19 protein-coding genes are annotated in these 12377 nt (G+C 34.3%); 5 read left to right on the top strand and 14 right to left on the bottom strand.

The genetic code is table 11. The features are described 5' to 3' along the window. The first annotated feature begins 130 nt into the window (after positions 1 to 130). Together AAC851_RS15760 and AAC851_RS15755 are read left to right on the top strand one after the other, a co-directional pair. Entirely contained in the window at positions 131 to 694 is a 564-nt protein-coding gene (locus AAC851_RS15760; RefSeq protein ID WP_340601096.1) for a TetR/AcrR family transcriptional regulator, read from the top strand. Between the two features lie 58 nt (positions 695 to 752). Next, positions 753 to 1097: a hypothetical protein gene (locus tag AAC851_RS15755; protein ID WP_340601095.1), complete on the top strand. Its 345-nt coding sequence runs from the start codon at positions 753 to 755 to the stop codon at positions 1095 to 1097. A 311-nt stretch (positions 1098 to 1408) separates the two neighbouring features. On the opposite strand, the gene AAC851_RS15750 is transcribed toward AAC851_RS15755, so the two are convergent. The 8 genes from AAC851_RS15750 to AAC851_RS15715 all read right to left on the bottom strand — a co-directional run bounded on the left by AAC851_RS15750 (position 1409) and on the right by AAC851_RS15715 (position 6132). After that, positions 1409 to 1795 carry a hypothetical protein gene (locus AAC851_RS15750; protein WP_340601094.1) on the bottom strand — a complete coding sequence of 129 codons (387 nt, stop codon included), beginning with the start codon at positions 1793 to 1795 and terminating at the stop codon, positions 1409 to 1411. 1 nt (position 1796) lies between these two features. Further along, positions 1797 to 2258: a hypothetical protein gene (locus AAC851_RS15745; protein WP_064851207.1), complete on the bottom strand. Its 462-nt coding sequence runs from the start codon at positions 2256 to 2258 to the stop codon at positions 1797 to 1799. Positions 2259 to 2265: 7 nt separating this feature from the next. Then, positions 2266 to 2745, bottom strand: coding sequence for a thermonuclease family protein (locus AAC851_RS15740; protein ID WP_340601093.1), 480 nt, complete (start codon positions 2743 to 2745; stop codon positions 2266 to 2268). 85 nt (positions 2746 to 2830) lie between these two features. Continuing rightward, a complete protein-coding gene (locus tag AAC851_RS15735; RefSeq protein ID WP_004949655.1) occupies positions 2831 to 3352 on the bottom strand; it encodes a hypothetical protein in 522 nt (173 codons plus the stop codon). 40 nt (positions 3353 to 3392) lie between these two features. Continuing rightward, entirely contained in the window at positions 3393 to 3860 is a 468-nt protein-coding gene (locus AAC851_RS15730) for a hypothetical protein (RefSeq protein WP_340601092.1), read from the bottom strand. Position 3861: 1 nt separating this feature from the next. Continuing rightward, a complete protein-coding gene (locus AAC851_RS15725; RefSeq protein WP_340601091.1) occupies positions 3862 to 4488 on the bottom strand; it encodes a hypothetical protein in 627 nt (208 codons plus the stop codon). Positions 4489 to 4516: 28 nt separating this feature from the next. Further along, on the bottom strand, positions 4517 to 5926 hold the full coding sequence (locus AAC851_RS15720; protein ID WP_340601090.1) for a recombinase family protein: 1410 nt from the start codon (positions 5924 to 5926) through the stop codon (positions 4517 to 4519). A 5-nt stretch (positions 5927 to 5931) separates the two neighbouring features. Further along, positions 5932 to 6132 (bottom strand): hypothetical protein, encoded by a 201-nt coding sequence (locus AAC851_RS15715; protein ID WP_004949639.1) that lies wholly within the window; start codon positions 6130 to 6132, stop codon positions 5932 to 5934. 481 nt (positions 6133 to 6613) lie between these two features. Between AAC851_RS15715 and AAC851_RS15710 the strand changes: the two genes are divergently transcribed. Both AAC851_RS15710 and AAC851_RS15705 read left to right on the top strand, forming a co-directional pair. Continuing rightward, the gene (locus AAC851_RS15710; RefSeq protein ID WP_340601089.1) at positions 6614 to 7132 is read left to right on the top strand and encodes a hypothetical protein; all 519 of its coding nucleotides are present in this window, start codon (positions 6614 to 6616) and stop codon (positions 7130 to 7132) included. Then, complete coding sequence (locus AAC851_RS15705) at positions 7125 to 7598, top strand: hypothetical protein (RefSeq protein ID WP_340601088.1); 474 nt, start codon at positions 7125 to 7127, stop codon at positions 7596 to 7598. The genes AAC851_RS15710 and AAC851_RS15705 overlap by 8 nt, the downstream gene beginning before the upstream one ends. A 382-nt stretch (positions 7599 to 7980) precedes the next feature. On the opposite strand, the gene AAC851_RS15700 is transcribed toward AAC851_RS15705, so the two are convergent. Both AAC851_RS15700 and AAC851_RS15695 read right to left on the bottom strand, forming a co-directional pair. Then, a complete protein-coding gene (locus AAC851_RS15700; protein ID WP_340601087.1) occupies positions 7981 to 8424 on the bottom strand; it encodes a hypothetical protein in 444 nt (147 codons plus the stop codon). 16 nt (positions 8425 to 8440) lie between these two features. Beyond that, entirely contained in the window at positions 8441 to 8791 is a 351-nt protein-coding gene (locus AAC851_RS15695) for a hypothetical protein (protein WP_340601086.1), read from the bottom strand. 487 nt (positions 8792 to 9278) lie between these two features. Between AAC851_RS15695 and AAC851_RS15690 the strand changes: the two genes are divergently transcribed. Next, a complete protein-coding gene (locus tag AAC851_RS15690) occupies positions 9279 to 9572 on the top strand; it encodes a hypothetical protein (protein WP_340601085.1) in 294 nt (97 codons plus the stop codon). Between the two features lie 245 nt (positions 9573 to 9817). Here the strand turns inward: AAC851_RS15690 and AAC851_RS15685 are convergent, their stop codons facing one another. The 4 genes from AAC851_RS15685 to AAC851_RS15670 are packed head-to-tail and all read right to left on the bottom strand — an operon-like array spanning position 9818 to position 12376. Continuing rightward, a complete protein-coding gene (locus tag AAC851_RS15685) occupies positions 9818 to 10003 on the bottom strand; it encodes a hypothetical protein (RefSeq protein WP_340601084.1) in 186 nt (61 codons plus the stop codon). A 23-nt stretch (positions 10004 to 10026) separates the two neighbouring features. Further along, positions 10027 to 10479, bottom strand: coding sequence for a hypothetical protein (locus tag AAC851_RS15680; RefSeq protein ID WP_191029283.1), 453 nt, complete (start codon positions 10477 to 10479; stop codon positions 10027 to 10029). 9 nt (positions 10480 to 10488) lie between these two features. Beyond that, positions 10489 to 11007 (bottom strand): hypothetical protein, encoded by a 519-nt coding sequence (locus AAC851_RS15675; protein ID WP_191029282.1) that lies wholly within the window; start codon positions 11005 to 11007, stop codon positions 10489 to 10491. Positions 11008 to 11047: 40 nt separating this feature from the next. Beyond that, positions 11048 to 12376, bottom strand: a complete 1329-nt coding sequence (locus tag AAC851_RS15670; RefSeq protein ID WP_340601083.1) for a ParB/RepB/Spo0J family partition protein — start codon at positions 12374 to 12376, stop codon at positions 11048 to 11050. Position 12377: the final 1 nt, after the last annotated feature.

Genomic DNA, 12377 nt, shown 5'->3' with positions numbered 1-12377 from the left:
TTCAAAACAATTGCCCATCAACATATAGGCAAAGATTTAGAAGAAGTCCTTATTACTGAATGTGAAGATGGACGTTGATTTATTGAAAACAGTAATTCCTGACTTTATTTATGATTATGAAGAATAAATTATGAGAAAACTTAGCCCAAAGGAAAAGGACATTTTAGAGACAGCTTACAAATTGTTTAAAAGAAGTGGCTTTTTCAGGATTGGCATAGATCGAATCATAACCGATGCTGTAGTCGCCAAAGTGACCTTTTATAAATACTTTCCATCAAAAGATCACCTCATATTAGATTGTCTAAAGTACGAAGTTTTTAATGTTCAAAATGCTCTTAAGTCACGTATCTTTGATGCTAAACCTAACGGCAATTTGGCTTGCCTACAAACCATTTATAACTGGCACCTGGAACAACTCACTGAACTTGATTACCGAAGTAATCTCATTATTAAATCTTCAATAGAGCTAACTCATGTTCCAGAAGCCAAGCTAATTATTGCTGAATACAATGCATGGCTTTTTGAAGTCCTATCTACTCTACTTGAAGATCTTCACATTACGGATAAGACAATCCCCCAGGTTATTTTTAATTTTTTATCAGGTATCTTATTGCCATCGTCTCTATATTTACCCCAATGGGAAGAAATAGAACGCTTGATTACAGCCACCCAGCCAAAATTTGAAGTCTTATAGGTACAATTAGGCTTAATTTGAAGAAATAGCATAAGCCATATTGATTAGGTGTTTTGCCATGAAATATTTGAATCTGAATCTTACAGAAGAGCTTACACATTTATTGACTCTTACTTCACAAATAGGCGTTCATATCAGGTGGTTTAATCAAGACCATAAAAATGTTGGGCATCAATTTCTTATACATATTCTTAGTGAGACACTAATTGCATCTAATGGTATATGTGACCAATTGCTACACGGTAACAATCCTGACTTATTAATTAAATATTCCAATCAACTTTTATCCATGCTTAATGACCGGCTTGATGAAGCTTCCTTATCTCCATTACATGATAGAGTTATTCCAAATGCCCAGGATGCCTTGAGGTCTATTATTTCTAAGATTTCACCGTGTTCTTAATTCTTTCTATTTTCCACATTTAATATCGAGTAAAGCAGTGGACGTGGGTGCGTTAGGGATGTTGCCCGTAGGGGCGAAATTCAAGCTAAAAAGATGGTCCATAAAGCATGTATTAAAATCAGGTTCAGGCTTGCCTGAAACTAGATTTTAAACAGGCTAGACCATCTTTTGCTTGGAGTTCGAGCGAAGCCAATTAGCCCGACCTGAAAGGGAACGCCCAGTTTTAAAAGAGCTTGATGTTACGAGAAAATTAATTTATAAAAGATCAACAAAATTTCTACTTTCTAGTGAGCACCCTGCTCACTATTTTTTTATTTATTAATATCAATCAACTTAATACCAGCTGTTTTAACAGAATGATTCATAGCAACGTGAAGCAAATTCACTCCATCCTTATCAGCAACATACATATATGGAATTTTAAAATCATCCATTAGAGTAAAAAAATTCATCAATTCTTTCTTTTCCTTGAATGAATAATTTTCCCAGCTTTCATCCGGAACATCATAAGTTGTGACACAAGTATTCACATCAAATTTTGCAGCCAACTCATCACCAGCCGAAGCAATCGAGAAAAGCTCATTCTTACGGAGAATCTTTTTTTCGTAAAGTAGTCGAAGCCTGGTTAGAATAAATGAGGTAAATGAAAATCCAGCCCACAAGTAAAATAAGATCAGTACAATTTTAATAAATATCATATTATTGATCCCCTTTGCCTGAATCACGAGCCACAATATTCACCAGTTGAGCGTGATAGACATCCCTATCCTTAGAATTGATACGATGAAAGTAACCCTTAACCGTATGATCCTTTTGGTTCACAAAGATAACACTTTCATTTGCAATAAAGGGAATATCCTTATAAACATGGTGCTCAAATATCAGCGGATCATTTACAACAATTTCATTTTCTTTAGCCATACGTGAAACAGGTATTTTGCGTCCATCTGCCCAAGAAATATAAACGTAAACCGTGAAACCCAATTGTTCCAACTGAATAGCTCTTTTTTTAATGATGTATGTAGCCAAATAGCGTAAAGGCGTAGCATCGGGGAAATTACGCATCACAAATTTAATTAAAAACCAGACTACAGCAAAGGCCATACCAATAGGAAAACCAACATAGAAAAGATCGCTTAAAAAATTCAGTAAATCAGTCATTAACACTCTACTTTTGGCTATTCATTCTGCGCCATTGCTCAGGTGAAATATTGTTAGCATCACGCCATATACCTAATTTTTGCTGTTGAGCATACGACTCCAGGTTAATCATCACACTATCATTTAGGTACTGTCGGTACGCCCAGGCGTAGCCATATCGCACCATGAGCCTGTTAACATTGTCATTCCCTTTAAGTACAGTACCAATCACACGACCATAACGATCCTGGCCGTTATCCTGGATAAGAACAGGCTGGTTATAGACAAAATCAGACAATACCTGTTTGGCCTTTTGACCAAAAGGCTGTTTGAGTTCAGGTGCATCAATGTTTGCCAGCCGGACTTTATATTGAGTATTACTATGGGTTAGGACAGTGATTGTATCACCATCGTGTACCCCAACAACTCGACCAACAAAATCAGCATGAGCAAATCCACTACTTGCCAAAAATACCAATAACGATGCAGAAATTTTTTTAATATCCAAGATTACACCTAATATCAACCACCTAACCGATATTTTACTACTTAAAAAAGCATCAGACTTGGGAAAAATCGACAAAGATTTAAAGTTAATCTTTATACTCTGTTTTAAGGATGGTCTTTATACATTCTAAAATTTTTCTATTAACTGTATATTTAATATATATCTCAGAAATCTTCCTATCACTGCTATCCATTGAGTTTTTATCTATAGCTTTGTTAAACAGTTGCTCATCAAAGTATTTATTTTCCCAATAAATTTCACTCATTAATCCTTTAAGGTCTGCTGCATTTACACTTCCATTTTTCTTAAGCATATAATCAAGTGTATTAATAAATACAGGATTTTTCTGACCAATTAGCATCAACAATTCAACATGCTTATCATATATTTTTGTCAAATCTTTTAGATGATTGAAGGCAATCATAACAAAGCCACTAAATAACACAAAAGGCAATAAAACATTCATGTATTTACCACCAATATACATCCATATAAAAAATGAGACTATCAATACTGTAACCACAAAGAGTAAATAAGATTTAAGTAACTCGTTCAATCTAAACTTTCTCTGCTCTTTATGTGTTTTTACGGTTCCATATAATTGCATTAACTTACACCTTTAATTTAATTTGTTGCGTTAACGCAACTCATTCAGACTTGTCTGTTTGTAGATAATCTTTCTTAATCAACCAAACCCCGATCTCTTCAAGCCAACCTCGATCATTACAAACATGCTCTAGGTTTAAAATTCTATATTCAGGATGTTCTTGCATAAAAACATTGATCTCCTTAATGACTTGAATCCGCAATTTTTGTGTTTTTTGGTTGTGCAAGTAGTAGCCTGATTTACATGAAAATGCAATGTAAGAAATCCCATCCTTATTTAGCCCAGGTATCAACTCATCTTCATTTTTTGACTCTATTGGATCACCAGTTGATTTTTTATCCTTGTTAAAAATTTCATCCCTAAACCGATGTATGAATTGAATAATCATTGCACCTACTAAGAATGCAATCCACACGTAAAACCAAAATGAGTTATTAGAGCCAAACCAAACATTAAAAACTATCTTCGCTGTTAATGACAAAATTAACATAAATGCAAGAAGTCTCATTTTAAAGCTCCTCTAACAAAATTTTATTTTCTTCATTGAAACTAGACTTATTAACCTCATCGAGCAAAACATAAGTATCAACTACTTCTTTCAAACTAATAATATTATCTTCTTTTATTTTATCAATATGATCTCTTATCACAGGAAAATCCTTAAATTTAATCAGGTTAGGTTCAGTTAAAAATATCCTTAAATCCTCACTTGTTATCGGATCATTTTTAAATCTATCAACAACACAATCATTAAAAGCTTTCCATTGAGATGAATCAATCTTATTAACACTATAACTTGTACCTCTCAAAGGATTCCATTTTGCTTCAATATCATCCTTATTGAGATTAAATTTGTCCTGGCATTGCTTTGCAAAATAATATCCATAATCATTACTCCGAAATGGTGATGAATTTACTTCTCCATCAGGATTGCCATTTTCAGTGATCGAGTATGGATGGTTTGTATTAACGTCCAGTTCTAGCGGTTTTGTAAGCTCTCTTACTAAATGACGAGCTGCGTATCCTACTTCATCCCATTTAAGTTCTTCATAGCTTTCTTTATCAATATTTTTACTGCATCCAGTTATCAATAGAACACTTGATAATCCCAATACTGTTAATAAAATTCTTTTCATAAAATTTTCCTAATTGCGTCACCGCAACTTAATTTAATCCAATTCGTTTTAATGTGCTTAAACCTGGCACATCATCTTTATCTACAGCATGAAATAAGTTTACAGACTCACCCCTTAGATAACCCTGTCTCCTAGCTTCATTTAACTTATTTTTATCCCTATGCTGTATTTTAGAGAAATCAAACGTATTAAGATTTAATTTATTTTCCTCATACTTCTTTAATAGTTCTTGCAAATCAATATTAGGATTTAATCTCTCACACTTATTACGGACTGAATTAATCCAACCCAAGCAAAAGCTTTTAGATAACGACCTCTTACTTTTTAACTTTGTATTACCATGTAATGAAGCCACATACTCTTTTTTAGCTTGCATTAAAATAGGTTCTAACACTTCATAACTATATACAGCTATATCTGTATTTGGACTTACCCCATAAAAAACAAACTGCTTATTTTGGGTATTCTTTATATAAAAACCACACTCAAAAACATCAGCAATCATTTGAGCAAGTCTAATCTCAACCATTTTCTTTCTTTTGTGATCAGTCTGATAATACTGCTCATTTATATCTGACAGCTGCACATCCAACTCAGTTAAGTTGTATTTTTTCATTAATGATTGGACTTGCCTTAAGGCTGCTGCTGCTTCAAATTCATTTGAGCTTTTGGTCAATGCTAGGCATTTTTTCAATCGTCTCAACACATCATCAAAATTCATTGTGTGACTCCAAGCCTTACGGCATCTAGGTTTTAGATTTTTTTGAGCTAATTTCTTAAGCTCATTTTCGTAACGCAACTTAAGACACTCTTGTCTTAATTCAACTAGACTTTCATCTTTATATGCTACTCTCCAAGCTGTCGATCTGCTTATTGAGTACCTTGCTTGCACCTCAGCATAGCTTGACTTCTTTAGAATGATTTTCCTTAAAATATTCTTTCTAACTGTCAAACTTAATGATGACTTCCTCCCTGTATATAAACTAGGATCATTATCTTTTGCAGCTTTAATACCAGCCTTTTGTCTTAACTTTAACTGCTTTTTAAAAAAGTCTGAAAATGCTGCAAATATATTTGCATTCAATTCATCATAAGGATTTTCAATAGTTGGGCTTAAATATATCCTTTCTTCAATAAAATGAATGGATACGCCTTTACTTTTAATTTCCTCAATAAGTGATAATAGCCTTAAGTTTTTTCTACTTAATCTATCAAAACTCGAAAAATAAGCAGTATCACCCGATTCTAAATAGTCCATGAATTTAATCAATTCAGGTCTATCTTTATCCTCTTTATCACCTTGTACCTTTTCAAAAAATATTTTATCAAGCCCAAGATTCTTAAAAGTTTCTAACTGCCTATCAAGATTTTGATCCTCAGAAGATACTCTTGCATAACCAACTTTAAAACCACGTGGTTCATTATCTTCTTTATTCATAGCAATTAAAAATTAATCGGCAAACTCTTATTATCTACGTGAAATAAATTTGGATTAGTTTGCTGAATATTACCCAAGCATGTTGCACATACCCAAATACCTAATTGCTGTGTCACCTGATTTTTGCCCTCACACAATGTACATGGACGTGGGAAAACAATTACATCGTTCGCCTTGCTAAATTTAGCCTGGTTTAAATTGCTCATAAAAAACTCTCTTTAAGTGAAAAGATGAACCCTAATGCTACATTGTTTCATATATTTTTTATGGACTCAAATGAAACATTGTTAAACGACTCAACCTCTGTCATTTTTAGCAAATTTAAACGTAAAAAAATGTGTCATATAGGTATACCCTATTGCGACATTAATGCCTAGATAGTATTATACACAAAAAACACACTACTATTATTTAGCAAAAAAATATTGGTGGTTTGACTGGAAACTAAGTTGCGTTACCGCAACACTTGGAAAATCAATGAAAACAATCACTAACAAAGATTCGACTAATAGAATGGGAAATAATTTTGCACCAGTTGAGTTATCTCTTACCGGCTCAATTCCGCTAAACTATACTGAGTACAGATTTTTCCGCTGTAGTATGTGTGGACAAGAAATCGACCAAAAACAAGAGTCAATAATTGACCATAGTATGCTTTGTACCGGTTACTAAATTTGAGAGTATTTTATGAGTGATTTAAGCTCTATTATGGGTAAAATTGACAAGTCAATTCACTCACATCATGATCTTGTTTCCATAGCTTCAAAATGGGTAAAGAAAAAACTTAATTTTCCTGTGGTGGCTACTGAATTAAAATGCATTGGCAGCCGTGAAATACCTGACGTTTTAGCTTTTAGGGCGCAAACAAGTTTAATTATAGAATGTAAAACCAGTCTCGCTGATTTCAGGAAAGACTTTATAAAACCTGAGCGTAATGGATCACAGTTGGGGGTAGGGAACTATAGACTCTATTGCGCTCCAGCTGGCCTGATTTCCATTGACCGCATTCCTGATTCATGGGGTTTGATGGAAGTTGATCACAAAGGGAAAGTAGCCCTGGTTAAATTCAAACAAGGTAATATTTACCATAACAACGATTCACCTGAACATTACAAACTTAACGATTCTTTCTTTCACGATTCCGACATAAAGAAAGAACGTGCATTTCTATATTCAATTTTGATCCGGAGATCATCCAATGAGTAAACAATCTCTTTTCAGCCTAGACGACTCAGGTAAATCATTTATAGTATTGGGTACACCTAGAAAGGGTAAATCCATAGGTGAGGAATTTGCCAAGAATAATCCAAATATTGTTTTTGTTGATGTGAGCGAAGAAGAACGTGCTGCACGTAAGGAACAAAGCAAATTGAAAGAAGAAGCTGAAAAAAACCGACTATTGGCCGTGAAAGAATCCTATTGGTTGCATAGCAAGGATGACGAGGGGACTATGGATTTTTTGAAATACCTCCTATTGGCGACCTTTGATTTTGGTGAAACTGAACCAACCCACGAACAATTGAAAGCCTTATTCATGTATTTTGATGACTACATCATAGGCAATATCATCAGCTGGGGAATTACCGATACGGAAGTAAGACAATCAATCTATGAGTATATTGACGAAAGAAAAATTGAGTTAGAGTCTGCAATCTATCCAGCAAACAATTAAGAATTTCAATATGCTAAGAAATGGTACCGACTTGTAATTTAATATGAATCTTCACTTGGGAGATATTTATGAATACAAATGAAATAACGTCATCAAGCACTCATACAACCAAGCAAACTTTAATTCTAATAGCTCTTGGTATTTTCTATTTTTTAATTGCGTTAATTGTTCCCAAGGTAATTGACAATGCATTCATTAGCACAATTACAATAATTCCAATTTTATGTATTAGTTTCGGTTTATTTTTACAGGGCAGTTATGAGTTGCTAAAAAAAATGTACCATAGCATCAAGTAGTCCAGCAGTAGATAAGAACACAATATGTAGTATCAAAAGCTTTGGAAGCTATTCTATATATTGTGTTAAGTCGAAAGAGTAGGGGGCTAGATATTCTTCTTGCAGATACTATCTGTACTGAATGTTTTTGTTGAATCAAATGTAAAACCACCACTTCCATCTTTTAAAAAATTATCTACGTCATTTTTAAAAGCATCCGATAGCTGCTTGTACTGGAACAAATTTAAAGAATGATTTGCATCACCACCACACACAGCTTTTACGACCACATTGAACTGAGAGTTATCTACGCCATTCTTGACCAAAGAATTTGATAGATTCAAAAGATCATTATTTAGATTTTGATTTATCGGTAGAAAATAAAGTAAACCTAACACAACGGCAAAGCCAATAAGATTTTTTACAAGCTTACCCAGTTTATATCCAATATAAAGTACGACCACTGCCACTAAAATTAATATTTCATTGTTTACGGCCATCATCGAAATGATCGCATACAGATTGGCTATCGCTTCTTTTAATGCGTCCACTCAACAGCTCCTTAACTTAAAAAATACCTTTAACTTTTCCAGGATCGCAAATTGAAAAAAAATGATCTCGGATTTCTTCATCCACACGATTTTTCTCAGCTGGATCGTCCCATACAGCAAATGTATCTAATATCTCGATCACTAATATTTTGTATTCTTTTTGGTGTACCTGATCCTGACTCATATTTTCCTGATCAATCAATTCCTGAATACTTTTTCCATCTGCATATTCATCATGCTTTGAAACAGCAAAGTTGACCATTCTCTTGCAATCACTATTTTCTCTTAGGCTATTTACTTCACCAGTTGCACAATAACTTTCAGTACAAAAAGCAATCGCCAATATAAAAGCAAAAATCTTAGCCATAAGTTTTATGTTCACCAAAATATAGAACCATTATGCCATGTCGCAAATTAGAGTGTGCTGCAAAAAATCACAGATTTTTATTGCCCCCTCAAATTTGCTTTGCTGGCACCACGTCACAGCGACTTAAGGGATTAGGTAATCAAGGAGTGAGACTGTGCCAGGGCGAACATCCCGACTGTGGCGGTAGACACCGCCTACAGGCCTCTACAGGTCGTAATTCGACAACCCAGCTATCCAGTGCATAGATAGTTTTATCTATGCTCCCAGGTCTTTTAATTTGAATCGAGCATAGACATTTTTATCTATGCATGTATGTTTAGACAATATAGTCTCAAACTAAACATCAAAGTTCTAAACTTAAACAATATAGTTGTAAACTGAGTTTTACTGGCGACAAATCAAGACGTACACTTAACAAAAGCAACTGATATTTTTAATTAGATTATATTAAAATTTCATTGTTCATAATTATCGGAGTAAATTTGATATGGCTGTAAAAGTAGAAAAAGCTCCTGAAAAAACAATTAGAAAGGCAACTTATATTTTCATGCTGTCTATGCTAGGTTTTTTTGGATTTATTGCTGTCTTATATCTAACAGGTAATGCTACTTCTGTAGAAGTAATGTTTAATACATTGAGTTCAAATGTCATTAGTGCTTTTGACAACTTAATTACATTGAATCTCTCAGCTCTTTTCGATCAATGGCTTGATGGTGTTCTATCATTATTGATTCTAGCTGTTTTGGGACTACCTTTTTTATTATTTCCCTCAAAAAAGTAGGCTACAGTTTAAAACTATTATGTCAAAATTGCTTAATTTTCTAAACTCAATTCAGATTGAGTTTAGAACTATAATGTAAATTTGTTCAAAACACACAATGTAAGTTATTGATTTAGTATTGTATGAGTTTAAGAATTTAATGTGTAAATACAGCATGATCTGAGTTTTAAACGTAGAAAAACCACTTTTCAGTGGTTTTTATTTTGGCACATATCTGGCCGTACTCTTAATTCTTTAACCACCAGCTATCCATCAATTAGATCATCACAACCATAAGCTGAACCAAAACCTTTAGAAAAAGCATCACATTCAGGACAATCTTCATCCCAACCATACTTATCTAACCAGTAGAGAAGATCATTGTCGGATTGGTGAGCCAAAAATTCACAACCTGCTTTATATCCTTTCTCATACCACTCATTATTTTCCATGCTGCGCTTTTCCTACCTCAAAGCTATTCCAGTGTAGTCAGCAAGTCTGTTAGAAAATTAGCTTGCAGCTGCACATAAGATTTATATGAAGCTGTATTTTCTCGTTCAGCGAACTCAGGCATAAACTCCGGATCACTTGATAACAACAATCTGTTTGCTACAAAGTAATCCAGGTATTCTTTTGCAAAAGCTGATTTGTGTATCATGCTAATATTTTTATAAATACTTTCCTGTTGATCCTGTGGCAATTGCTCTATTGCCAGCATGATCGAGTTAAAATCCGGATAGGTACTCACCAGCTCTTGAATATTCAGTAAAGCTTTAAATTTATAGAATGGAACAACCAAAGCTTTAGCATCGTGTCCAGCTGAACGTACTGACTCAATATAAGTAGCTAATTGATTTTCATTTGTGAAATACTGTTCCTGAAATTCATTGTTTACAATTACAGCTATCACGTCTTGTTGCGTTGACATAAAAATCTCCTACAAGCTTTCTTTGACTTGGAAAAACATTTTTTCACCCTGTAGGCTATGCTCAAAATCTAATGCTTGATTTTCTGTCATCCTAACTGGTGAAAAGTGTAGATACTTATGCGTTGCTATAAAAACATAGTATTTTGAGTCCTTATTTCGCCCCAATACCAGCAAAGCATTTTCTTTAGACAACCCGATTAATGTTTCCCAAGGATTAACGCCTGATTCAACAAATAATTTATTTTCAATCTCGGCAATATTTCCCAGCATTGCAATTTTCGCTTTATGAAGCCTTTTGAGCCTTAAAAAACTTTTAAAGCAGATGCCAAAAATGATCAACCCTATAACTATTCCAAGAAAAAGATTGCCATAGGAGTAATTATTCAAGTTTGCCAATGGTGCCAGCAAGTACCCAAACACACCCAAAACAATTCCTAAAAACCCATAAAGAAGTGCTTTCTTGGCTGGTGTAATAAAGTCTAAATCTTCTAATTTTTGCTTATCGTATAGGCTAATGTATCTATTCATAAAACACCTAAAAGGCGGTCAAATTGACCGCCCATACTTACTATATTAAATCTTCTTGACTGATCAGATTGTTTATCTCTTCATCATTCAAAGCCGATGGTGGAACAAAACCTACGCTTTGGAATGATGCCAGGATTTGACCAACTTCCTCCAATAAATCAGGATATTCGCCAATTTCTGACCAATTAAGTGCCAATGACTGACCAGCAAAACTTTTCAAAACAATCTTACTTAGCTTTGCTTCAATCTCATCCTCGCTTTCGGTTGCCATTTCATATAAATGGCGATAACCCAAAAGAGCACCGCTTGCATATTCTTTTTTCAACCCAGCACTCAATTTTTCTTTAGACGTTTTGCTGTCTTTTGGTGCCGGCTTTTCTCCATCTCCGTTTTTATCGTTAATAACGATCTTCACATAATCATTAGGTTCGATTCCATGAATTTCACCATCTTGTTCTTGTGAAGTTGTAGAATCAGTTTCAGTCAACTTAAAGCTGTCTGTATCACCGCCCTGATCTGAATGACTATCAGCAATTTGCTTAGGTTCTTCACCATCATTGCTCTGCTCATCATGTTCTATAACAATAGTAGTAGGTTCTTCACTATTACCACTGTTTGTTTGATTGCTTTCAATGGCAATAGGGGCAGCTGCTTCTTTTAGCCATTTACGGCTTTCAGCCAAAGTAACTACTCTTATATCTGCATCTTTATTTTCAAATAAAAATGCGTCAACTGTTGCTTTTAGCTTATCTGCGTTTTCTTTATACAGTTTTTCAACATTTAAGATAACTTCGACATTTGATATAACACCCTCGTTGATCAGAGATTTTACATATTCTGACACTTCGGCAACTTTCAAGTGACGTGACACCCAGGTCTTATCCTTGCCCACTTCACTACAAATTTCTTTAGGTGTAATACCAGTTTCTTCAACTTCTTCCTTTAACATCATTCCGATTTCAAAAGCAGTTAATCCCTCTCGCTGGACATTTTCTACTAACTTGCCCATCTTTCTGAAATTATTATTAATTACAGCTTTAATGGTAGAACTGTTCGGATGATCCGGCATATTCTCTTTCAACCAGCGTATTGCACGTATACGGCTTGATCCAAAATTAGCTAAATATTTCCCTTTCTCTTCCGGATTATCACGTACAGAAATTGGCTGTAACTGATCAACCGCTGCAATGGATAAAGCTAATTCAACAATTTTTTCTTCGTTATATTTTTTGCGTGGATTATTTGGATCTTCTTGCACATCATCAATAGCAAGAATATGAATTTTGTCACCAGCTGCTAAGTTATTGGTGTGTAGTTTTGATACCGCACCTTTTAGTGCATCTAGTCCTTTTTTCTTTGGTTCGCTCATG

The sequence above is a fragment of the Acinetobacter sp. HZNU-JH01 genome (genome assembly GCF_037996845.1).
GTDB lineage: Bacteria > Pseudomonadota > Gammaproteobacteria > Pseudomonadales > Moraxellaceae > Acinetobacter > Acinetobacter haemolyticus.
Note: the sequence above shows the minus strand (reverse complement) of the source record. Positions and strands in the feature narration are given on the sequence as shown.

Bases quoted from the DNA above. Each gene is read 5' to 3' on its own strand.
- AAC851_RS15705 (WP_340601088.1), top strand. From the start codon at position 7,125: ATGAGTAAACAATCTCTTTTCAGCCTAGACGACTCAGGTAAATCATTT.
- AAC851_RS15680 (WP_191029283.1), bottom strand. From the start codon at position 10,479: ATGTCAACGCAACAAGACGTGATAGCTGTAATTGTAAACAATGAATTT.
- AAC851_RS15715 (WP_004949639.1), bottom strand. From the start codon at position 6,132: ATGAGCAATTTAAACCAGGCTAAATTTAGCAAGGCGAACGATGTAATT.
- AAC851_RS15720 (WP_340601090.1), bottom strand. From the start codon at position 5,926: ATGAATAAAGAAGATAATGAACCACGTGGTTTTAAAGTTGGTTATGCA.
- AAC851_RS15760 (WP_340601096.1), top strand. From the start codon at position 131: ATGAGAAAACTTAGCCCAAAGGAAAAGGACATTTTAGAGACAGCTTAC.
- AAC851_RS15685 (WP_340601084.1), bottom strand. From the start codon at position 10,003: ATGGAAAATAATGAGTGGTATGAGAAAGGATATAAAGCAGGTTGTGAA.
- AAC851_RS15670 (WP_340601083.1), bottom strand. From the start codon at position 12,376: ATGAGCGAACCAAAGAAAAAAGGACTAGATGCACTAAAAGGTGCGGTA.
- AAC851_RS15735 (WP_004949655.1), bottom strand. From the start codon at position 3,352: ATGCAATTATATGGAACCGTAAAAACACATAAAGAGCAGAGAAAGTTT.
- AAC851_RS15750 (WP_340601094.1), bottom strand. From the start codon at position 1,795: ATGATATTTATTAAAATTGTACTGATCTTATTTTACTTGTGGGCTGGA.
- AAC851_RS15675 (WP_191029282.1), bottom strand. From the start codon at position 11,007: ATGAATAGATACATTAGCCTATACGATAAGCAAAAATTAGAAGATTTA.
- AAC851_RS15730 (WP_340601092.1), bottom strand. From the start codon at position 3,860: ATGAGACTTCTTGCATTTATGTTAATTTTGTCATTAACAGCGAAGATA.
- AAC851_RS15725 (WP_340601091.1), bottom strand. From the start codon at position 4,488: ATGAAAAGAATTTTATTAACAGTATTGGGATTATCAAGTGTTCTATTG.
- AAC851_RS15710 (WP_340601089.1), top strand. From the start codon at position 6,614: ATGAGTGATTTAAGCTCTATTATGGGTAAAATTGACAAGTCAATTCAC.
- AAC851_RS15745 (WP_064851207.1), bottom strand. From the start codon at position 2,258: ATGACTGATTTACTGAATTTTTTAAGCGATCTTTTCTATGTTGGTTTT.
- AAC851_RS15690 (WP_340601085.1), top strand. From the start codon at position 9,279: ATGGCTGTAAAAGTAGAAAAAGCTCCTGAAAAAACAATTAGAAAGGCA.
- AAC851_RS15755 (WP_340601095.1), top strand. From the start codon at position 753: ATGAAATATTTGAATCTGAATCTTACAGAAGAGCTTACACATTTATTG.
- AAC851_RS15695 (WP_340601086.1), bottom strand. From the start codon at position 8,791: ATGGCTAAGATTTTTGCTTTTATATTGGCGATTGCTTTTTGTACTGAA.